We start from the raw sequence: 19,890 nt of genomic DNA, 5'->3' as shown, positions 1-19,890 counted from the left end.
ACCCCCTCTGACGGGGCGCGGCACCACGGTGGGGTGCCGCGCCCCTTCCGGCCGGGTCAGGCAGCCGGCTCCACCGGCGGCAGCGCACCCGTCCGCGCCGCCTCCGCATACCACCGCGCACTCGACTTCGGCGTCCGCTCCAGCGTCGTGTAGTCCACGTACACCGCGCCGAACCGCTTGCCGTAGCCGTACGCCCACTCGAAGTTGTCCATCAGGGACCACAGGTAGTAGCCGCGTACATCGGCTCCGTCGGCAATGGCGCGCCGCACCTCCGACAGATGACCGTGCAGGTAGGCGATGCGCTCGGGGTCGTGCACGCGGCCGTCAGGGTCGGGCTTGTCGTCGTAGGCCGCGCCGTTCTCGGTGATGTACAGGGGCAGGCCGGGGGCCTCCCGCGTGTAGCGCATCAGCAGGTCGTACAGCCCCGTCGGGTCGATCGTCCAGCCCATCTCCGTGCGCTCGCCGGGTGCCTGGTGGAACAGCACGTCGTCGGCGCCGGGCCAGGGCGAGTGGTCGCTGGCGCCGTGGCCGTCCGCGCGCGGGCCCTTGACCTCGCTGGGAGCCGCCGAGACCAGGGCCGGGGTGTAGTAGTTCAGCCCCAGCGCGTCCAGCGGCGCGTTGATCGCGCGGACGTCGCCGTCGAGGACGTACGACCAGTCGGTGACCGAGGCCGTCGCCGCGAACAGCGTCTCGGGGTACGCCCCGTGCAGCATCGGGCCGTGGAAGATCCCGTTGGCCAGGTCGTCGATCCGGCGGGCCGCCGCCAGGTCGGCCGGGACCTGGGAAAGGGGCCGTACGACCGAGGAGTTCAGGCTGACCGCGACCTGGTTGCGGGACGGCATCGCCGCGCGCAGGGCCGAGGTGCCCAGTCCGTGCGCCAGGTTCAGGTGGTGGGCCGCGCGCAGGGAGGCCGCCGGGTCGGTGCGGCCGGGTGCGTGGACGCCGGAGCCGTAGCCCAGGAAGGCGCTGCACCAGGGCTCGTTGAGGGTGATCCAGCGCTCCACGCGGTCACCGAGCGCCTCGCCGACGAGCTGCGCGTACTCGGCGAACCGGAGCGCGGTGTCCCGCTCCGGCCAGCCGCCCGCGTCCTCCAGCTCCTGCGGCAGGTCCCAGTGGTAGAGGGTGACCGCCGGCGTGATGCCGTGCGCCAGCAGCTCGTCCACCAGACGGCGGTAGAAGTCCAGGCCGCGCTGGACCGCCGGTCCCCGGCCCGTCGGCTGCACCCGCGACCAGGAGATGGAGAAGCGGTACGCGGTCAGGCCCAGCTCCGCCATCAGCGCCACGTCGTCGCGGTAGCGGTGATAGTGGTCGACCGCGATGTCACCGGTCTCACCGCCCGCCGTCTTGCCCGGCGTGTGGCTGAAGGTGTCCCAGATCGAGGGGGTGCGGCCGTCCTCCCGCACCGCCCCCTCGATCTGGTACGCCGAGGTCGCCGCGCCCCAGAGGAAGGCGGCGGGAAAGGTCACGGAGGAAACGGGTTCAGACATGGAAGCGCTCCCATTGGGGGTCGTGGAGACCGACGGGGTGGGTGGGCAGGAGAGGGCCGCCCGAAGGCGGAAGGGGGTCGGGGCGGCGCTGGCCCGGCCCTCGGGAAGACGACGCGTCAGCCCTGGACGACGCGTCAGCCCTTGACCGCGCCCTGCATGATCCCGCCCACGATCTGCTTGCCGAACAGCAGGAAGGCGATCAGCAGCGGCAGCGTGCCGAGCAGCGCGCCCGCCATGATCACCGCCTGGTCCGGGACGTAGCCGGTGCCGAGCGAGTTCAGGGCCACCTGCACGGTCGGGTTCTGCTGGTTCAGGGCGATGATCGGCCACAGGAAGTCGTTCCAGGCGAACACGAACGTCAGCAGACCGAGCACCGCCATCGCCGGCCGGGCGGCCGGGAAGACGACGTGCCACACGATCCGGAGGCTGCTCGCACCGTCCACCCGGGCCGCCTCGATCAGCTCCGTCGGCAGCGCCTGCACCAGGTACTGCCGCATGAAGAACGTACCGAAGGCGGTGACGAGGCTCGGCAGGATCACCGTCTGCAGCTGGTTCGACCAGCCGAGATCCGACATCCACAGGTACAGCGGTACGACGGCCAGTTGCGGCGGGATCATCATCGTACCGACGGTCAGCAGCAACAGCAGGCCGGAGAACCGGAACCGCAGCTTGGCGAAGGCGAAACCGGCCAGCGTGGAGAACAGCACCGTGCTGATCGTGATCGCGCCCGCCACGAGCACCGAGTTGAACATCGCGGTGCCGAGGCCCGCCTGGTCCCAGGCCGCCCGGAGGTTCCTGGACAGGTTGCCGCCGAACCACAGCGGCGGCGGGGTCTCGGCGAGCCGCCGGTCGGTGCGCGAGGCCGCGATCGCCGTCCATACCAGCGGGGCCAGCGAGACAAGGGCGAAGACGGTCAGCACGAGGTACGTCACCGGGCCCGCGTGCAACTGCTTGCCCGCGCCCATCACCCGGCGGCGGCGCTCCTGCGCCGCCTGGGGCCGTGTCAGTTCACTGGTCGTCATCGGGACTTCCCCAGCCGTCGGGTGAGCAGCAGATTGACCGCGGCGATGATCAGCAGGATCAGGAACATCGACCAGGCGATCGCGGACGCCTTGCCGAGATTGCCGATGATCCAGCCCTGGTCGTACATGTACAGACCGAGCGTCTGGTACTGGTGCTCGGAGCCGCCCTTGGACCCGCTGACCCCGCCGAACAGCAGCGGCTCACCGAAGAGCTGGGTGGCACCGATGGTGGAGACGACGACCGTGAACAGGATCGTCGGCCGCAGCTGTGGAACGGTCACGTGCCGGAACTGCTGCCAGCGGTTGGCCCCGTCGATCGCCGCCGACTCGTAGAGATCGGCCGGGATCGCCTGCATCGCCGCGAGGTAGATCAGCGCGTTGTAACCGGTCCACCGCCAGATCACGATGGACGAGACGGCGAACTGCGAACCCCAGTCGGACTCGCGCCAGTTGACCGGGTCCACCCCGAAGAAGTGAAGGATCCAGTTGACCATGCCGCCGTCCCACGAGTACAGCAGCGTGAACACCAGGGTCGCCGCGGCCACCGAGGTGGCGTACGGGGTCAGCATCACGACCCGCCACACCGTCGACCCGCGCAGCTTGTAGTTCAGCAGGTGCGCGAGCCCGATCGCGGCCAGCAGCTGCGGCACGGTCGAGATCAGGCCGATGGTGAACGTGTTCTTCAGGGCGTTCCAGAAGAAGTCCGAGGACAACAGGTTCGTGTAGTTGTCCATGCCGGACCAGGTCTGGTGGTCCAGTGCCGACAGCTGCACATCGTGCAGTGAGTACCAGGCCGTGTAGAGCAGCGGGACCAGCGTGAAGGCCCCGAACAGGACGAAGAAGGGAGCCACGAACGCGTACGGTGACGCTTTCATGTCCCAGCGGTACAGCCGGCTGCGCCAGGAGTCGGCGCCCGCCGGCGTATCGCGACCGTGAGCGCCCCGGGCCGCGCCCGACGGGGTGCCGGGCGCGGCCTCGGCGCTCGACGCGGGGTGCGCGAGAGCCTCTTTCGAGCTGGTCACTGGCCGAGCACGTCCTTGATCTCCTTGGACGCCGAGTCCCAGCCCTGCGAGGGCGACTTGCCCCGCTGCTCGACCTGCAGGACACCGACGTCGGTGATCGCGCTGTTGATCGGCTGGTCCTTGATGCCGAAGTACTGCGTCGGAATCGTCTTCGCCGAGTCGGAGAAGATCTGCGTGATCGGCGCGTTGGAGAAGTACGCCGTGGTGTCCGCGGCCGGCTTCAGACTCGCGTAGGCCGACGGAGTCGACGGGAAGCTCGCCTGCTTGGCGAAGACCTTGGCCTGCTGCTCGGGCGCGGTCAGCCACTTGGCCAGCTCGACGGCCTCCTTCTGGTGCTTGCTCGCCGTCGGCACGCCGAGGAAGGAGCCGCCCCAGTTGGCCGCGGTCGGCGCCGCCGCCACGTCCCAGTTGCCCTTGCCCGCGTCACCGGACTTCTGCTCGATGTAACCGATCATCCAGGCCGGGCAGGCGACGGTGGCGAAGGTGCCGTTGGCGAAGCCCTGGTCCCAGGGCTTGTCGAACTGCTTCAGCTTCGCGGACATGTCGCTGGTCGCCACGGTCATGGCCGCGTTCCAGGCCGTCTTCACGCCCTGCGACCTGTCCCAGACGACATCGCCGTCCTTGTCGTAGTACCGCTCGCTCCCGCCACCGAGGGCCGCGTTGTACACGGAGGAGGCCGAGTCGACGTACTTGGTGCCCTTGGGCGCCTTCTTCATGTACTGCTTGCCGAGGTCGACGTACTTGGCCCAGTCGCCCTTCCACTGGGCGGCGAGCTTCGTGCGGTCCGTCTCCAGGCCGGCCTTCTCGAACAGGTCCTTGCGGTAGCAGATCGCCATCGGGCCGATGTCGGTCCCCAGTCCGATGGTCCTGCCGTCCTCGGTCGTCGCCTGTGCGAGCTTCCAGTCCAGCCACTGCGCCTTGTCGACGTCCTTGCCGATGTCGACGAACTTGTTCGCCTGCGTCTGCACGGCCTCGGTGATGTTGCCGACCTCGATGGCCTGGATGTCGTCGGTGCCGGAACCGGCCTGCAGGCGGGTGAGCACCTTCGGCCAGTAGACGTCGGTACGGGTGGTGACGTTCTCCTTGATGTTGATGTCCGGATGGGCATTCATGTACTCGTCATAAAGACCGGCCTGCTTGTAGCCGAAGACCCCGAAGGTGCCGACGGTCAGCGTGATCTCGCCCTTCCCGCTGCCGTCGCCACCGCCGTCCGCCTTCGAGCCGTCGTCCGAGTCGTTGGCGCAGCCGGCCAGCAGTCCTGTGGTCAGCGCGGCGACGGCCACGAAGGCCCCCAGCCCGCGGGACCCGCGGATGCTCGTGCGCATTGCGTCCTCCTGTTGCCTGACGTGCCGACCCCCCGGCCAACTGCATGGAACAGGGCCCGTTCGTACTCGCTGCGGCTCGGGCGGGGAACGTGCGGGATGTGTAGGTGTCAGGTAATGTGGGAGCGCTCCCATCAGTGATGTGTTGAAGGGTCGTAGGTTCCCGGCGGGGTGTCAAGGGACCGGACAGGGGCAACCGCGTTCAGTTATCGGGACGTTAAGTGGACCGCTGGACTCCGGTAAGTGGGCCCGGGCCCGGCGAAAGAATCCCGTCCCGCGCGTGCGTGCGGGGCCGTTCAGTCCGAAGAGGCGAGCGGCTGGGGCGGCGGCCCCCGGGACGGCCACCGCGACAGGCAGGGCTGTTACATTCCAGGCCAGCACCGGGAACCGGTCGAGAGAGGCGGAGTCCATGGCAAGCCACGGAGGGCGGGGCCGAAGCGGGGGCCGGCCCACGCTCGAGGAGGTCGCCGCCCGGGCCGGTGTCGGCCGGGGCACGGTCTCCCGGGTGATCAACGGCTCGCCCCGGGTCAGTGACGCCACCCGCGCCGCGGTCGAGGCCGCGGTCGCCGAACTCGGCTACGTCCCCAACACGGCGGCCCGCGCCCTCGCGGCCAACCGCACCGACGCCATCGCCCTTGTCGTCCCCGAGCCGGAGACGCGCTTCTTCGCCGAGCCGTACTTCTCGGACATGCTCCGCGGTGTCGGTGCCGAACTCTCGGAAACCGAGATGCAGTTGCTGCTGATCTTCGCGGGCAGCGACCGCGAGCGGCAGCGCCTCGCGCAGTATCTGGCGGCCCACCGGGTGGACGGCGTCCTGCTGGTCTCGGTCCATGCCGACGATCCCCTGCCCGATCTTCTGGCGCAGCTGGAGATCCCTGCCGTGATCAGCGGCCCGCGCTCGGCCGGCGAGACGCTCACCTCGGTGGACTCGGACAACTACGGCGGTGCGCGCTCGGCGGTGGAGCACCTGCTGTCCCGGGGGCGCCGCCGGATCGCGCACATCACCGGACGTCTGGACGTCTACGGCGCCCAGCGCCGCGTCGACGGCTACCGCGAGGCCCTGCGCGACGCGGGTCACCGGGCGGACGAACTCCTGCTGGAGCCGGGTGACTTCACCGAGGAGGGCGGCCGCAGCGCGATGACGGCCCTGCTGGGCCGCCACCCCGACCTCGACGCGGTCTTCGCCGGCTCGGACGTGATGGCGGCCGGCGCCCGGCAGGTGCTGCGCGAGGCGGGCCGCCGTATCCCGGACGACGTGGCGCTGGTCGGCTACGACGACTCGGCCATCGCCCGCCATATGGACCCGCCGCTCACCAGTGTCCGGCAGCCCATCGAGGAGATGGGCCGGGCCATGATCGACCTGCTCCTCGCAGAGATCGCCGACCGCCGCCCGGCCGCGTCCCGGGGACTGGAGCGACGGCAGGCGGTACTGCCGACGGAACTTGTGACGCGGGCGTCGTCATGAGCGGCCGGGAAGGCGGCGGCCGGAGATGAACATGTCCCTTTTCCCTCTTCCACAGGCGGAGATCCAGGCCGGCTTCGACCGGGTGGTCGCGCGTTGCCGTGAGCTGGCGGCGCACGGGCCCGCTGAGGCGTACTGCGATCTGGGGGAGGAGGGAGGCGTCCTCAAGGAGCTGCTGCTTCGTGCGGGCGTCGTCGAGATCACGGAACTCGCACTCTTCGGCGGAGCCCTGCTCGGTGACGACGGCGCCGGAACGATCTGCGCTTTCCTGTCCGCCGGCGAAGTGCAGCGCGTTGACGGTGTCCTCTCCGGGATTCGTGTCGACGAGGTCATGAGCGTCGCTCCCGACGTGCTCGCCGGCATCGTCGTCGGTGGAATCCCCGAGGGATACGCGGAGGATCTGGGCACGACCCTCACCGAGGTGTGTGCCCTCTACGGCCGGGCCGCCCGTGCGGGGCTGTGCATGGCTCATCTCCACGAGGGCTGACGCACCTCCGGCGCAGCCGCTCAGGCCGGAAGCTCGTCGGGCCCTTGAGGGCGTACCGCATCCCACCCCTTCTCCAGCAGGTCGAACGCGGCGTTCACGGCGGCTTCCGGGTCGTGGGCGGTGGCGGCGAGGGCGCGGGCCTCCAGGGTCAGGTGGGCCAGGGCCGCGCACATGGGGTCGCCGGCGGGGGCCCCGGCGTCGGCGGCCAGCGCCTCGGCGAGGGCGCGTTCGTGCCGCATCCACATGCGCCGGTGGTACTCGATGAGTGCCGGCGTGCTGTGGACGAGCCGCTGGAACGCCGCGATCAGCTCCTCGTGATCGGCTCTGAGGGCCCGCGCGCCCAGCATGTGCGCCCGCAGCGCCTGGATGACCGGGGTGCCCGGTGACCGGTCCCGGACGGCCGCGACCAGCGCGGCCTCCATCTCCGGGTCCATGTCGAAGAGCAGGGCCTCCTTGCTCGGGAAGTGCTTGAAGAGCGTCGTCGTGGAGACGTCCGCGGCCTCGGCCACGTCCCTGATGCTCACCGCGTCGAAGCCGCGCTCCAGAAACAGCTCAAGCGCCGCGTCGGCCAGTGCCCGGCGGGTCGCGGCCTTCTTGCGTTCGCGGCGGCCCATGGCCGGCCCGGGCCCGGCAGTCGTCGTCTCGCTCATGCCCCCAGGGTACCCGGATCGGTTGTCTTACCCAAAAAGTTGACTCATTGCACTTAGTGAGTCGGTGTGCTTTTCTGGGTGCGTTCCCACCCCGCACTTTCGAAGGAGCGCACACCCATGCCGGTCGCAAACGTCCGCTGGACGCTGCTCGGCGTCATGCTCGCCATGTTGCTGGGCATGCTCGACAACAACATCGTCGGTACGGCGATGCCGACGATCGTCCGCGACCTGGGGGGACTTGAGCACATCTCCTGGGTCGTCACGGCATACACGCTGGCCACCGCCGTCGCCACCCCCGTCTGGGGAAAGTTCGGCGACCTTTACGGCCGTAAACGAACATTCCAGGCCGCGATCGTGGTCTTCCTGCTCGGCTCGCTGCTCGCCGGCGCCGCGCACTCGATGACCCAGCTGATCGAGTTCCGCGCCCTGCAGGGCATCGGCGCGGGCGGACTGGCCGCCGGGGCGTTCGCGCTGATCGGCACCCTCGTGCCGCCCCGGGAGCGCGGCCGCTACCAGGGCATGACCGCCACCGTGATGGCCGTCGGCGTGGTCGGCGGGCCGCTGGTCGGCGGCCTGGTCACCGGCCACCTCGGCTGGCGCTGGGCGTTCTACGTCAATCTGCCGCTCGGGATCGTCGCCCTGGTGTGGGTCCAGCTGATGCTGCGTCTGCCGGCGCAGGCTCCGAAGACGCGGCCGCGCATCGACTGGGCGGGCATCGTCGCGCTGACCCTCACGATCGGCGCGGTCGTCCTCGCGGCCACGTGGGCCGGTACCACGTACGCCTGGACGTCGTGGCAGATCCTGGTTCTGTGGGCGCTGGGGGTCCTCGGCGCGGCCGCGTTCGTCGCCGTGGAGCGGCGCGCCCCCGAACCGCTGCTGCCGCCCCGGGTGTTCACCGGTCACCGCAACTTCCCGCTGGCCGCCGGCCTGCTGCTGGCGGTCGGCGTGGTGATGTTCGGCGCGGCGCTGTATCTGCCGCTCTTCCAGCAGACGGTCCAGGGCGCCTCGGCCACCAGCTCCGGTCTGCTCCTGCTGCCGATGATGATCCCGGTGGTGATCGCCTCCAACGTCGCGGGCAAGGTGATGTCCCGTACCGGCCGCTACAAGGTCTTCCCGGTGCTCGGCACCGTGCTGCTGACCGCGGGCACGCTGCTGCTCGCCACGATGGACACGGACACCTCCCGGACCACGGCCGGGTGCGGCATGGCGCTGGTGGGGCTGGGGATGGGGTTCACCCTGCAGTTGGGGGGCACCCTGGCGCAGAACAGTGTGGAGCTGCGGGACATGGGGGCGGCCTCGGCGGCGACCAACCTCTTCCGTACCCTCGGCGGCTCCCTGGGAGTGGCGGTCTTCGGCTCGCTGTTCACGCGGGCGGTGCCGGCCACGGCGACGGGGGAGGCGTACCGGGCGGCGGTGGCGGCCGGCACGCGGCACGTCTTCCTGACGGCGGCCGTCATGGGCGTGGTGGCGTTCGTCACCGCGGTACTGGTGGAGGAGGTGCCCCTGCGGGGGAAGCCCGGCCGCGGTCGGACGCCGGAAACGAATCAGCCGGTGACCCGTCTCACGACGGAGTCACCGGCTGATCACGCAGGGTGAGTGACGGGACTCGAACCCGCGGCATCCTGGACCACAACCAGGTGCTCTACCAGCTGAGCTACACCCACCATGACCGGCAGTTCGAGGAGTTTTCCCCGACCGGCCGAGAAGAAGTCTACAGGGTCCGAAGGGGTGCTCGCGCACAGGTTTTCGCGCGGCCTCCGGGCGGACCGGCCCGCCCGGACTCCGCGCGGGCGCCGAGCCGGGCTGTGCGCGGATTCCGTGGCGGCTACTGCGCGGGCAGGACGTGCTTGGCGGCGATCGCCTTCGCGGTGTCGGAGTCCGGCCCGGGCTGCGGGACGAAGACGGCCTCGCGGTAGTAGCGCAGCTCGGCGATCGACTCGCGGATGTCGGCGAGGGCCCGGTGGTTGCCGTTCTTCTCCGGGCTGTTGAAGTACGCCCTCGGGTACCAGCGTCGGGCCAGCTCCTTGATCGAGGAGACGTCGACGATCCGGTAGTGGAGGTAGTCCTCCAGGGTCGGCATGTCCCGCGACAGGAAGCCGCGGTCGGTGCCGACGGAGTTGCCGCACAGCGGGGCCTTGCCGGGCTCCTTGACGTGCTCCCGGACATAGCCGAGGACCTGCTCCTCGGCGTCTTTCAGGGTCGTGCCGTTCTCCAGTTCGGCGAGCAGCCCGGACGCGGTGTGCATCCGACGCACCACCTCCGGCATCGTCTCCAGCGCCCGCTCCGGCGGGCGGATGACGATGTCCACCCCCTCGCCGAGTACGTTCAGCTCGGAGTCGGTGACGAGGGCGGCCACCTCGATGAGAGCGTCGTCGGACAGCGAGAGGCCGGTCATCTCGCAGTCGATCCACACCATGCGATCGTTCATGCGACCACCCTAAAGCTGACGTCCGTTTTTGGGATGCCCCGCGTCGGTGCGGGACCGCCCGGTGGCGGCCGCCGCACGCGGGCACGGCACACGAGAAGGACGAGAAGGAGGGGGGCGGAGCCGTGCTCCACCCCCCTCCTTCCGACGCCTCCGGCTCAGCTGCCGCTGCGCGCTCCCGGCAGCAGGCTCACCGCGCCGGCCGCCGCACGGCGGCTCTGCATCGGCACACCGCTGTCCGGGTGCAGGACCGCGGGCACGTGGCCCATCGGCCCGGGGTGGCCGGGCAGACCCGCGGGCGGGCCCTGCTGGGCGGACGCGGACACCGGCGCTTCCGTGTCACCGTGCCTGTCGCCCTGCGGCCGGCGGGCCCGGTAGGCCGCGCGGTAGGCCGCCGGGGACGAGCCGAGCTGGCGGCGGAAGTGCCCGCGCAGCGCGACGGGGGAGCGGAAACCGCACCGGCCCGCCACCTCGTCCACGGAGTAGTCCGACGTCTCCAGCAGCCGCTGTGCCTGCAGCACCCGCTGCGTGATCAGCCACTGCAGCGGAGCGCTGCCGGTCAGCGAGCGGAACCGGCGGTCGAAGGTACGGCGGCTCATATAGGCGCGGGCCGCCAGTGTCTCCACGTCGAACTGCTCGTGGAGGTGTTCCAGTGCCCAGGCGACGACCTCGGCGAGCGGGTCGGCGCCGATCTCCTCCGGTAAAGACCTGTCGAGATAGCGCTCCTGACCGCCGCTGCGGCGTGGCGGGACCACCAGGCGCCGGGCGAGCGCGCCGGCCGCCTCGTTGCCGTGGTCCGTGCGCACGATGTGCAGACACAGGTCGATGCCCGCGGCCGTACCGGCCGATGTCAGCACGTCACCGTCGTCGACGAACAGCTCCCGTGGATCGACGTGCACCGACGGGTAGCGCTTGGCCAGCGTCGGCGCGTACATCCAGTGGGTGGTCGCCGGGCGTCCGTCCAGCAGTCCGGCCGCCGCGAGCACGAACGCGCCCGTGCACAGCCCTACGATGCGGGCACCCTCCTCGTGCGCTCGCCGCAGTGCGTCGAGCGCTTCCTCCGGCGGCGGTGAAGTGATCGAGCGCCAGGCCGGCACGACGACCGTCCCGGCACGGGAGATCGCCTCCAGTCCATGTGGCGCGGTGAGTTCCAGGCCCCCCGTGGTCCGCAGCGGGCCTTCCTCGCCGCCGCATACCAGCAGTCGGTAGCGCGGCACTCCGGCGTCCTGGCGGTCGATCCCGAACACCGACAGCGGAATGGAACTCTCGAAGATGGGACCGCCGCTGAACAGCAGCACCGCGACGATCTCCTTGCGGCGTCGCCCGGACAGTTTCCGGGCCGCGGCTTCCGGCGCGGCAGTGGAGTCGTGGCTCATCCTGCTAAGCCCCCCTCGGTGGTCGCGGCTCCTCGGTTGTGTCGCTCCTGCACGTTTCCCCTCGGTCCTGCACGAGTCCCCCGCCGTAAGACAGTCAAGATCAAACTACTGGCTACCGCGGTCTCACGATGGCCAGTTCGACACGCCGGACATTGTCGACATGACAACTTGGCGTGAAGCATTCGATCACGAAGGGTTGCACTCACGGGCCGCGCAGGGAAGTACGCCTTGTCGCAGTGGCCAAACCGCGTAGGGTGCACAGCGGCCCGTAGACCCTTTCCGTGCAGGTGGAACGGGGGTTGGGGGGTGGTTCGGACCCCTCCTGGGCGATATCCAGAAGTTGGCTGAAAAGATGCGTCCCAGGGTGCGGAAACCGGTCAGTCGACCGGTGTCCGCTCCCGGGTGTGACGTCCACCTCTTTGCGCGGCGCAATCCTCGGCACACCGCTCGGAGCGGCGCAGCAGCACCCGGCAGACGGCCGTGACGGCGGCCAGGCCCAGCGCGGTGCCCGCCGCGCCGGCCAGCGAGGTGCCGTACCAGAGCAGGACCACGGGGACGAGGACGCAGCTGAAGGCTGCCCAGCGGATCACATCGCTCACGGTGTCCGGCGTCGGGTGCGGGTCGGGGCTCGGTCGGGGTCCGGACATCTCGTACTCCCTGTGGCGGTGGTTCACCCGGGTACAACGCCCCTTCGACGCGACGGTCACCGACCGCGCATCTGTGAATCCCGTGCAAACCGCCTGTACGGGGCAGCAACCATTGCGTTACGGGCGCCGCTCGTGCATGCTCCGGTGAACCCCTACGGACGTCGGGGCACCGCTTACGGAGCGTGCGCGGGATCTGGGCTCAGGAGGCGTGCCGCCGTACCCTGGAGGGTATGGGGTTGGGAAGGTGTTTCCCGGACACAGCTCCGCCGCACACTTCCGCCGCACACTGTCGTCCCATCCATAAAGGATCACAACGCCGAGACAGCCATGGCCGGTCACGAATTCTTCGAACCCGCGGACCGCAAGCGGCCGGTCGCCGATCCCACGGCGGCCGATCCCCTGGCGGCGGCAGAAGCACGTCCTTCCTGCGACCCCGCCTTCCGGCACGGAGTCGTCGTCGGCTTCGACGGCTCGACCTCCAGCGAGCGCGCCCTCGCCTACGCGATCGGCATGGCACACCGCTCCCGCTCCGGCCTGATCATCGTCCACGTCGCCAACCGGCTCCCCACCACCGTGTGGGCCGGCTGTGAGCCGCCCGTCTTCGTCGACGTCCCGGACCACCGCACCGAGGTTCTCGGGCTGGAGCTGGCCTGCGCGGACTATCTGGCCGAGGTGCCGTGGATCCTGGTCGAGCGGGGCGGGGACATCTGCCACGAACTCGAAGAGGTGGGGCGGGAGTACGAGGCCGACGCGATCGTCGTCGGCTCCACGCACGGCATCGTCGGCCGGATCTTCGGCTCCGTCGCGGGGCGGCTCGCCAAGCGGGCGCAGCGGCCCGTGATCGTCATTCCCTGACGCCTCACGCCTCGTCAACTCCCTTCGTACAGCGCGAAACCACTCGTGCGTAGAGGTGGTTTCCGCCCCTTGGGAAGGGTATATACCGCTCACCGCACCACTGCACATGTACGAAGGGAGCCCGCCGTGGACAAGGGCGTCTCCGCGGGTAGCGTGAGCACTCTCGTGGTCGGTCGAGTCGCCCTGGGAATCACCCTGTTGGCGCTCGGACTCGGCACGGCCGGCGGGATCGACGGCGTGGGCACCTCGGACGCGGTGACGCTGGGCCGCCATGCGGGCGGCGTCGCCCTGTTCCTCGTCGGCCTGGTGGCACTGCGCGACCGTGACACCGCCCGCGGTACCGGTTTCGTCGCCCTCCTGGCGCTCACACTGACCCTCGCGGACGGTTCGGCTCGGACCAAGGCCGCGGCTGGGTGGCCGGGGTCTCCGGTGCGGTGGCCCGTTACGCGGTGACGGCGGCGCCGGCTCACTGGCCGACGGCGCTTCCGGGGCGTGCCGCGGGCCGGGGGGTGACGGCCACCGGCTGATACACAGCGGCATGGAAAGGACCCCCGCGTGTTCGGTGGCACACGTGGGGGTCCGTTCTCCGCGCCTGAACCGGCGCCGCTCTCTCGGACGTGGTCGCTCGCGGTGGGGGCTGCCCGATCGTCGCTGCGGCCGTGGGCGGAGAGACTCCTACTCCACCGTCACCGACTTGGCGAGGTTCCTCGGCTTGTCGATGTCCCGGCCCAGGGCCCTGGCCGTGTGGTAGGCGAGGAGCTGGAGCGGGATGCCCATCAGGATCGGGTCCAGTTCGTCCTCGTTCTTGGGGACGAGGATCGTCTGGTCGGCCTTCTCCTGGTGCTGGTGGGCCACGGCGAGGATCTTGCCCTCGCGGGCCTTGATCTCCTCCAGGGCCGCGCGGTTCTTCTCCAGCAGGTCGTCGTCGGGAACGATCGCGACCGTGGGGAGGGCCGGCTCGATGAGGGCCAGCGGGCCGTGCTTCAGTTCGGAGGCGGGGTAGGCCTCGGCGTGGATGTAGGAGACCTCCTTGAGCTTCAGGGAGGCCTCGCGGGCCACCGGGTAGCCCCGGACGCGGCCGATGAAGAGCATCGAGCGGGCGTCGGCGTAGTCCTCCGCCAGCTTCTTGATCTCCTCCTCCTGTTCCAGGATCTCGGAGATCTGCTGCGGCAGCTTGCGCAGGCCCTCGATGATCCGCTTGCCGTCGCGGACGGAGAGGTCGCGGGTGCGGCCGAGGTGCAGGGCGAGCAGGGCGAAGGCGACGGTGGTGTTGGTGAAGCACTTCGTCGAGACCACGCAGACCTCGGGGCCCGCGTGCACGTAGACGCCGCCGTCCGCCTCACGGGCGATCGCCGAGCCGACCACGTTGACCACACCGAGGACGCGGGCGCCCTTGCGCTTCAGTTCCTGGACGGCGGCGAGGACGTCGTACGTCTCACCGGACTGGGAGACGGCGACGTACAGGGTGTCGGGGTCCACGACCGCGTTGCGGTAGCGGAACTCGGAGGCCGGCTCGGCGTCGGCGGGGATGCGGGCCAGCTCCTCGATCATCTGGGCGCCGATCATGCCCGCGTGGTACGAGGTGCCGCAGCCGAGGATCTTCACGCGGCGGATCCGGCGCGCCTCACGGGCGTCCAGGTTCAGGCCGCCGAGGTGCACGGTGGAGAAGCGGTCGTCGATACGGCCGCGCAGCACGCGGTCCACGGCGTCGGCCTGCTCGTGGATCTCCTTGTGCATGTACGTGTCGTGGCCGCCCATGTCGTACGAGGCCGCCTCCCACTCCACGGTGGTGGGCTCGGCGCTCGTGCGGGTGCCCTCGGTGGTGTAGGTGCGGAAGTCGTCGGCCTTGAGGGTGGCCATCTCGCCGTCGTCCAGCGTCACTATCTGCCGGGTGTGAGTGACCAGCGCGGCGATGTCGGATGCGACGAACATCTCCTTCTCGCCGATGCCGAGGACGACCGGGGAGCCGTTGCGGGCCACCACGATGCGGTCGTTGAAGTCGGCGTGCATCACGGCGATGCCGTAGGTGCCCTCGACCAGGCGCAGGGCCTGGCGGACCTTCTCCTCCAGGGTCTCCGCCTGGGAGCGGGCGATGAGGTGGGTGAGGACCTCGGTGTCGGTCTCGGAGAGGAACTCGACGCCGTCCGCCTCCAGCTTGCGGCGCAGGTCGGCGGCGTTGTCGATGATGCCGTTGTGCACGACGGCGACCTTGTCGTCGGCCGACATGTGCGGGTGGGCGTTCAGGTCGGACGGGGCGCCGTGGGTGGCCCAGCGGGTGTGGGCGATGCCGGTGGTGCCCTTGAAGCGCGCCGGGACCTTGGCCTCCAGGTCGCGCACCCGGCCCTTGGCCTTGACCATCTTCAGGCCGGGCGTCTTCGGGGAGGTGACGACGATGCCCGCGGAGTCGTAGCCGCGGTACTCCAGCCGCTGCAGGCCTTCCAGCAGGAGGGGTGCGACGTCACGCTTCCCGATGTATCCGACAATTCCGCACATATATAGAGGTATCCCTTGGGTGTCGCTGGTCCGGTCCGGCTGGTTCTCAGCCGTAGACCATGCGGCGCAGCTGCCTGAGCGTCAGCTCCGGCGGCGCCACCGCCCGGTATTTCAGGTCCGCCTCGATCCGTCCGAAGATCTCCGTGTTCACCAGGCCCTGGGCCTGCAGTTCACGGTGGCGGCGACGGACGAACTCCTGGGTCGTCTCGTCGAAGTAGGCGAGCACGTCCTGGACCACCCGCAGCGCCTCGCCCCGGCTCAGGGGCGTGGACCGCGTCAGATGATCAAGCAGTTCGTCGTGCACCCGGTAGATCCTGGAGTACCGGCCGCCGTTTCGCAAGAAACGTGCCCGATTTCGGGCAGGGGGTTGTTGAACCTCTTATGGTGCTCTGTTCGCAAGCCGTCCATCCTGTGTCCTGTGTCTCGTTGCCCGGACCCACGAGTTTCGGACGCCATGGACATTCCTCGTATGGGCGTACCCGAGAAGCTGGCCGGGCGCATGAGCATGGCCGAACAGCATGAGTACCTGCGCGCCAGGTTCTCGCGGCGCACCATGATCAGGGGCGGCGCCGTCACCCTGGGCGCCGTCACGGGTGGCGCGTTCATGCCGGGCGCCACCGCCCAGGCGACCGTGCCGACGCAGCGCGTCGCCGCCGCGGTTGAATCGATCGACGGCTCCCTCGTCGCCCCCTTCGGCCGCCACCTCGCCTTCGGCAACGACCCGCGCACCGAGATCACCGTCTCCTGGCAGGTCCCGGTCGCGGTGAAGAAGCCCTTCATCCGCATCGGCGCCCGCCCCTGGGACCTCTCCCGCAAGATCGAGGCCGAGGTCCGTCCCCTCCACACTCCGGCCGGCGTCGGTGCGAGCGGTGACCACACCCAGTACTACCTGCACGCCGAACTCACCCGCCTGCGCCCCGGCAGGACCTACTACTACGGGGTCGGCCACCAGGGCTTCGACCCGGCCGAGCCGCACCTGGCGGGCACGCTGGGCACCTTCACCACCGCTCCCGCCCACAAGGGGCCGTTCACCTTCACCGCGTTCGGCGACGAGGGCGTCAGCTACCACGGCCTGGCCAACAACGCCCTGATCCTCGGCCAGAACCCGGCCTTCCATCTGCACGCCGGCGACATCGCCTACGGTGACCCCTCCGGTGCGGGCGAGACCACCGACACCGGGTTCGACTCGCGCACCTGGGACCAGTTCCTGCACCAGACCGAGTCGGTCGCCAAGCAGATCCCGTGGATGCCCGCCTATGGCAACCACGACATGGAGGCCTGGTACTCGCCCAACGGCTACGGCGGCGAGGAGGCCCGCTGGAACCTGCCGGACAACGGCCCCGACGCCAAGAACCTGCCCGGCGTCTACTCCTTCGTCTACGGCAACACGGCGGTCATCTCGCTGGACGCCAACGACATCTCCTTCGAAATTCCGGCGAATCTGGGCATGTCTGGCGGAACTCAGACGAAATGGCTGGAAGTCCAGCTGAAGAAGTTCCGCGCCTCGAAGGACATCGACTTCATCGTCGTCTTCTTCCACCACTGCGCCTACTGCACCTCCACCGCGCACGCCTCGGAGGGGGGTGTGCGCCAGGAGTGGGTGCCACTGTTCGAGAAGTACACCGTGGACCTGGTGATCAACGGCCACAACCACCAGTACGAGCGCACCGACGTCATCAAGGGCGACAAGGTCACCAAGAAGCTCCCGATCGGCGGCACGGCCTACCCCGAGACCGAGGGTGTGGTCTACGTCACCGCGGGCGCGGCGGGTCGAGGCCTGTACGCCTTCTCCGCCCCCGACTCCTACGAGGGGCATGAGCACGAGACAGACTCCGTGGCCTCGTTCGTCAACACCAAGGACGGCAAGGTCCACGAGACCGTCGCCTGGTCCCGGGTGCGCTACCTCGACTACTCCTTCCTGCGCGTGGACGTCACGCCCGCGCCGAAGGGCCGGCAGGCCACGCTGAAGGTGTCGGGCATCGCCGAGACCGGCGACCGCATCGACCACTTCACGGTGGCCCGCAAGGCGAAGTAGGCCTTGGACGCGCCCGGACGGCGGTGCGCACCCCACGGAGGGCGGGCGGTCCTCACATCCGCTTGAGGACCGCCTGCTTGGCCAGCGTGAACTCCTCGTCCGTCAGCACTCCTTCGCGGTGCAGATCGCCGAGTTCCCGCAGCCGCCGCAGCAGCGCGTCGTGACCGTCCTCGGCCGCCTCCTTCGTGAGCGGCAGCGGCTCGGGGCGTACGGCGTCCGCCGAGGCGGACGGAGCCGACGGGTGCGGCAGCCGGGCCTGGACCGCCGCCGCGACCAGGGCCATCAGCGGGTCCTTCTTGAAACCCCACAGCTCGACCGCGTTCGGGTCGTACTTGGGCGGTGCCGTGACGGGCGCGCCGCGCACCTCGAAGCGCAGATGCCCGTTCTCGAGCCCGGCCGCCGGCTGCCACTCCACGCCGGCGATCTCCGCGAGCGGGATCGTCCGGGGGCCGGACACGGCCTTGGCGTCCTCCGTCTTCCAGTTCCACTCCAGCCGCACCCGCTCCCCGTCGAAGCTCGCCGTGCCGTCCCCGGCGGAGGCGGACACCGGCAGCGACGGGCCCGGCAGCAGGTACTCGGTGGCCGGCTCCGGCGAAACCCCGTCCAGCAGCAGCGCGTTGCGCACCGCGTCCGTGACGTACTCGGCGACGCCGTACCGGTCGGACTCCACGGTCAGCTGATACGGGTCGTTCGGCTCGGTGAGCCGGCCGCCGGTGGCCTGCAGCAGCGGGTCGGAGCCGTCGCGCAGCCGCAGCCTCAACCGGCCCGACTTCCGCCCCTGCTCGAAGGAGATCCCAGCCACCGCGCCCAGTGGCACGCTGAGTTCACCCAGCTCACGACGGAGCGGGCTCACGTTCTTGTCCCGGCCCGGGGTGAGCCGCAGGGCGTCGCCGTCGAAGGCCCAGGTGCCGTCCTTCTGGATGATTTCCGCCATGCGGGGATTGTTTCACCGGATCTGCGGGAGAGTGGTCTCGACCACCATTGAAGGGAGCGCATGTGAGACGGAACCACAGCACGACTCCCCGAACGACCCGCATCCTCGGAGCACTGCTGCTTGTGGCGGCGGTCGGCGTGTTCACCTCCGGCGCGGCCCCCGCGGCACGCGCCGCCGAGCCGACCCCCCTTGACCGGGTGGTCCCGGCACCCGCCTCCGTCGACCAGGGCGGAACGGCGTACCGCATCACCCGCGCGACCAGTGTCCGGGTCGACGGCTCCGCCGAGGTGCGCCGGATCGGCGCGTACCTCGCCGGCCTCCTGCGGCCCGCCACCGGTTACCCGCTGCCGCTCACCGACCACGGCACCGGCGGCATCCGACTCCGGCTCGGACAAGGCGACTTCGGCGCCGAGGGATACCGGCTGCACAGCGGTGCCGGCGGCGTCACCATCACCGCCGGCGCCCCCGCCGGCCTCTTCCACGGTGTCCAGACCCTGCGCCAGCTGCTTCCGGCGGCCGTCGAGAGGAAGACCGTCCAGCCCGGCCCCTGGTGGATCGCCGGCGGCACCATAGAGGACAGTCCCCGCTACGCCTACCGGGGCGCGATGCTGGACGTCTCCCGGCACTTCTTCTCCGTCGCCCAGGTCGAGCGCTACATCGACCAGTTGGCCCTCTACAAGATCAACGAGCTGCATCTGCACCTCAGCGACGACCAGGGCTGGCGCATCGCGATCGACTCCTGGCCGCGCCTCGCCACCTACGGCGGTTCCACCCAGGTCGGCGGCGGCACGGGCGGTTACTACAGCAAGGCCGACTACCGGGAGATCGTCCGGTACGCGGCCTCCCGCCATCTGGAGGTCGTCCCCGAGATCGACATGCCCGGCCACACCAACGCCGCCCTCGCCTCCTACGCCGAGCTCAACTGCGACGGCGTGGCGCCCCCGCTGTACACCGGCACCAAGGTCGGCTTCAGCTCGCTGTGTGTCGCCAAGGGGGTCACCTACGACTTCGTGGACGACGTGATCCGTGAACTGGCCGCGCTCACCCCGGGCCGGTATCTCCACATCGGCGGCGACGAGGCGCACTCCACCAGCCACGCCGACTACGTGGCGTTCATGGACCGCGTGCAGCCGATCGTCGCCAAGTACGGCAAGACGGTCATCGGGTGGCACCAGCTCACCGGCGCCCACCCCGTCCAGGGCGCCCTCGCCCAGTACTGGGGCCTGGACCGCACCAGCGCGGCGGAGAAGGCCCAGGTCGCCACGGCCGCCCAGCACGGCACCGGGCTGATCCTGTCCCCGGCCGACCGGATCTACCTCGACATGAAGTACACCAAGGACACCGAGCTCGGCCTGGAGTGGGCGGGTCTGGTGGAGGTGAAGCGGTCCTACGACTGGGATCCGGGTGCCTATCTCGCCGGGGCTCCCGCTTCGGCGATCCGGGGCGTCGAGGCGCCCATGTGGTCGGAGACCCTGAAGAAGCCCGCCGACATCGAGTACATGGCGTTCCCGCGCCTCGCGGGCGCGGCCGAGCTGGGCTGGTCGCCTGCGGCCACCCACGACTGGGACGCCTACAGGGTGCGGCTGGCCGCCCAGGGCCCGCGCTGGGACGCCCTCGGCATCCCCTACTACCGGTCGCCGCAGGTCTCCTGGCCGGAGAGCTGACCGAAGGCC

Annotated in this window: 18 protein-coding genes and 1 tRNA gene; 7 read left to right on the top strand and 12 right to left on the bottom strand. The window is 70.1% G+C overall.

Going from position 1 to position 19,890, the window contains the following annotated elements:
* Nucleotides 1–56 precede the first annotated feature (56 nt).
* The 4 genes from ABZ079_RS01125 to ABZ079_RS01110 form a co-directional block, all read right to left on the bottom strand.
* Nucleotides 57–1,487, bottom strand: coding sequence for a GH1 family beta-glucosidase (locus ABZ079_RS01125; RefSeq protein ID WP_356937263.1), 1,431 nt, complete (start codon nucleotides 1,485–1,487; stop codon nucleotides 57–59).
* A 134-nt stretch (nucleotides 1,488–1,621) separates the two neighbouring features.
* Nucleotides 1,622–2,509, bottom strand: coding sequence for a carbohydrate ABC transporter permease (locus ABZ079_RS01120; protein WP_356937262.1), 888 nt, complete (start codon nucleotides 2,507–2,509; stop codon nucleotides 1,622–1,624).
* Nucleotides 2,506–3,531: a sugar ABC transporter permease gene (locus ABZ079_RS01115; protein WP_356937261.1), complete on the bottom strand. Its 1,026-nt coding sequence runs from the start codon at nucleotides 3,529–3,531 to the stop codon at nucleotides 2,506–2,508. Before ABZ079_RS01115 ends, ABZ079_RS01120 begins: the two co-directional genes overlap by 4 nt.
* On the bottom strand, nucleotides 3,528–4,856 hold the full coding sequence (locus tag ABZ079_RS01110; RefSeq protein WP_356937260.1) for an extracellular solute-binding protein: 1,329 nt from the start codon (nucleotides 4,854–4,856) through the stop codon (nucleotides 3,528–3,530). The genes ABZ079_RS01115 and ABZ079_RS01110 overlap by 4 nt, the downstream gene beginning before the upstream one ends.
* 406 nt (nucleotides 4,857–5,262) lie before the next feature.
* Between ABZ079_RS01110 and ABZ079_RS01105 the strand changes: the two genes are divergently transcribed.
* Both ABZ079_RS01105 and ABZ079_RS01100 read left to right on the top strand, forming a co-directional pair.
* On the top strand, nucleotides 5,263–6,318 hold the full coding sequence (locus tag ABZ079_RS01105) for a LacI family DNA-binding transcriptional regulator (protein WP_356937259.1): 1,056 nt from the start codon (nucleotides 5,263–5,265) through the stop codon (nucleotides 6,316–6,318).
* A gap of 25 nt (nucleotides 6,319–6,343) precedes the next feature.
* Nucleotides 6,344–6,802 carry a hypothetical protein gene (locus tag ABZ079_RS01100; protein ID WP_356937258.1) on the top strand — a complete coding sequence of 153 codons (459 nt, stop codon included), beginning with the start codon at nucleotides 6,344–6,346 and terminating at the stop codon, nucleotides 6,800–6,802.
* A gap of 20 nt (nucleotides 6,803–6,822) precedes the next feature.
* Here ABZ079_RS01100 and ABZ079_RS01095 read toward each other — a convergent pair whose 3' ends face one another.
* Complete coding sequence (locus ABZ079_RS01095; protein ID WP_356937257.1) at nucleotides 6,823–7,452, bottom strand: helix-turn-helix domain-containing protein; 630 nt, start codon at nucleotides 7,450–7,452, stop codon at nucleotides 6,823–6,825.
* 117 nt (nucleotides 7,453–7,569) lie between these two features.
* Here ABZ079_RS01095 and ABZ079_RS01090 point away from each other — a divergent pair, with 117 nt between their 5' ends.
* Complete coding sequence (locus ABZ079_RS01090) at nucleotides 7,570–9,048, top strand: MDR family MFS transporter (protein ID WP_356937256.1); 1,479 nt, start codon at nucleotides 7,570–7,572, stop codon at nucleotides 9,046–9,048.
* Here ABZ079_RS01090 and ABZ079_RS01085 read toward each other — a convergent pair.
* The 4 genes from ABZ079_RS01085 to ABZ079_RS01070 all read right to left on the bottom strand — a co-directional run bounded on the left by ABZ079_RS01085 (nucleotide 9,044) and on the right by ABZ079_RS01070 (nucleotide 11,900).
* Nucleotides 9,044–9,116 (bottom strand) — tRNA-His (locus ABZ079_RS01085). The two genes, ABZ079_RS01090 and ABZ079_RS01085, sit on opposite strands and share 5 nt — an antisense overlap.
* A 161-nt stretch (nucleotides 9,117–9,277) precedes the next feature.
* Entirely contained in the window at nucleotides 9,278–9,880 is a 603-nt protein-coding gene (gene orn, locus ABZ079_RS01080) for an oligoribonuclease (RefSeq protein WP_356937255.1), read from the bottom strand.
* A gap of 155 nt (nucleotides 9,881–10,035) precedes the next feature.
* Nucleotides 10,036–11,253: a helix-turn-helix domain-containing protein gene (locus ABZ079_RS01075; RefSeq protein WP_356937254.1), complete on the bottom strand. Its 1,218-nt coding sequence runs from the start codon at nucleotides 11,251–11,253 to the stop codon at nucleotides 10,036–10,038.
* A gap of 377 nt (nucleotides 11,254–11,630) precedes the next feature.
* On the bottom strand, nucleotides 11,631–11,900 hold the full coding sequence (locus ABZ079_RS01070) for a hypothetical protein (protein WP_356937253.1): 270 nt from the start codon (nucleotides 11,898–11,900) through the stop codon (nucleotides 11,631–11,633).
* Between the two features lie 327 nt (nucleotides 11,901–12,227).
* On the opposite strand from ABZ079_RS01070, the gene ABZ079_RS01065 reads away from it, so the two are divergent.
* A complete protein-coding gene (locus tag ABZ079_RS01065; protein ID WP_356937252.1) occupies nucleotides 12,228–12,755 on the top strand; it encodes a universal stress protein in 528 nt (175 codons plus the stop codon).
* Nucleotides 12,756–12,881: 126 nt separating this feature from the next.
* Nucleotides 12,882–13,208 (top strand): hypothetical protein, encoded by a 327-nt coding sequence (locus ABZ079_RS01060; protein WP_356937251.1) that lies wholly within the window; start codon nucleotides 12,882–12,884, stop codon nucleotides 13,206–13,208.
* Between the two features lie 222 nt (nucleotides 13,209–13,430).
* Here ABZ079_RS01060 and glmS read toward each other — a convergent pair whose 3' ends face one another.
* Together glmS and ABZ079_RS01050 are read right to left on the bottom strand one after the other, a co-directional pair.
* Nucleotides 13,431–15,248, bottom strand: a complete 1,818-nt coding sequence (glmS, locus tag ABZ079_RS01055) for a glutamine--fructose-6-phosphate transaminase (isomerizing) (RefSeq protein WP_356937250.1) — start codon at nucleotides 15,246–15,248, stop codon at nucleotides 13,431–13,433.
* A 46-nt stretch (nucleotides 15,249–15,294) separates the two neighbouring features.
* Nucleotides 15,295–15,552: a hypothetical protein gene (locus tag ABZ079_RS01050; RefSeq protein ID WP_356937249.1), complete on the bottom strand. Its 258-nt coding sequence runs from the start codon at nucleotides 15,550–15,552 to the stop codon at nucleotides 15,295–15,297.
* Nucleotides 15,553–15,717: 165 nt separating this feature from the next.
* Between ABZ079_RS01050 and ABZ079_RS01045 the strand changes: the two genes are divergently transcribed.
* Nucleotides 15,718–17,283 carry a metallophosphoesterase family protein gene (locus ABZ079_RS01045; protein ID WP_356937248.1) on the top strand — a complete coding sequence of 522 codons (1,566 nt, stop codon included), beginning with the start codon at nucleotides 15,718–15,720 and terminating at the stop codon, nucleotides 17,281–17,283.
* Nucleotides 17,284–17,335: 52 nt separating this feature from the next.
* Here ABZ079_RS01045 and ABZ079_RS01040 read toward each other — a convergent pair whose 3' ends face one another.
* Nucleotides 17,336–18,217, bottom strand: a complete 882-nt coding sequence (locus ABZ079_RS01040) for a DUF4429 domain-containing protein (RefSeq protein ID WP_356937247.1) — start codon at nucleotides 18,215–18,217, stop codon at nucleotides 17,336–17,338.
* A 62-nt stretch (nucleotides 18,218–18,279) separates the two neighbouring features.
* Here ABZ079_RS01040 and ABZ079_RS01035 point away from each other — a divergent pair, with 62 nt between their 5' ends.
* Nucleotides 18,280–19,881, top strand: a complete 1,602-nt coding sequence (locus tag ABZ079_RS01035; RefSeq protein WP_356937246.1) for a beta-N-acetylhexosaminidase — start codon at nucleotides 18,280–18,282, stop codon at nucleotides 19,879–19,881.
* Nucleotides 19,882–19,890: the final 9 nt, after the last annotated feature.

This window comes from Streptomyces sp. NPDC006314 (assembly GCF_040613075.1).
GTDB lineage: Bacteria > Actinomycetota > Actinomycetes > Streptomycetales > Streptomycetaceae > Streptomyces.
This window is presented reverse-complemented; position numbering and strand designations above follow the sequence as displayed.

Coding starts and splice junctions, on each gene's coding strand:
- ABZ079_RS01125 (WP_356937263.1), bottom strand. CDS start 1,487: ATGTCTGAACCCGTTTCCTCCGTGACCTTTCCCGCCGCCTTCCTCTGG.
- orn (WP_356937255.1), bottom strand. CDS start 9,880: ATGAACGATCGCATGGTGTGGATCGACTGCGAGATGACCGGCCTCTCG.
- glmS (WP_356937250.1), bottom strand. CDS start 15,248: ATGTGCGGAATTGTCGGATACATCGGGAAGCGTGACGTCGCACCCCTC.
- ABZ079_RS01040 (WP_356937247.1), bottom strand. CDS start 18,217: ATGGCGGAAATCATCCAGAAGGACGGCACCTGGGCCTTCGACGGCGAC.
- ABZ079_RS01075 (WP_356937254.1), bottom strand. CDS start 11,253: ATGAGCCACGACTCCACTGCCGCGCCGGAAGCCGCGGCCCGGAAACTG.
- ABZ079_RS01045 (WP_356937248.1), top strand. CDS start 15,718: ATGGGCGTACCCGAGAAGCTGGCCGGGCGCATGAGCATGGCCGAACAG.
- ABZ079_RS01120 (WP_356937262.1), bottom strand. CDS start 2,509: ATGACGACCAGTGAACTGACACGGCCCCAGGCGGCGCAGGAGCGCCGC.
- ABZ079_RS01070 (WP_356937253.1), bottom strand. CDS start 11,900: ATGTCCGGACCCCGACCGAGCCCCGACCCGCACCCGACGCCGGACACC.
- ABZ079_RS01105 (WP_356937259.1), top strand. CDS start 5,263: ATGGCAAGCCACGGAGGGCGGGGCCGAAGCGGGGGCCGGCCCACGCTC.
- ABZ079_RS01100 (WP_356937258.1), top strand. CDS start 6,344: ATGAACATGTCCCTTTTCCCTCTTCCACAGGCGGAGATCCAGGCCGGC.
- ABZ079_RS01110 (WP_356937260.1), bottom strand. CDS start 4,856: ATGCGCACGAGCATCCGCGGGTCCCGCGGGCTGGGGGCCTTCGTGGCC.
- ABZ079_RS01090 (WP_356937256.1), top strand. CDS start 7,570: ATGCCGGTCGCAAACGTCCGCTGGACGCTGCTCGGCGTCATGCTCGCC.
- ABZ079_RS01095 (WP_356937257.1), bottom strand. CDS start 7,452: ATGAGCGAGACGACGACTGCCGGGCCCGGGCCGGCCATGGGCCGCCGC.
- ABZ079_RS01065 (WP_356937252.1), top strand. CDS start 12,228: ATGGCCGGTCACGAATTCTTCGAACCCGCGGACCGCAAGCGGCCGGTC.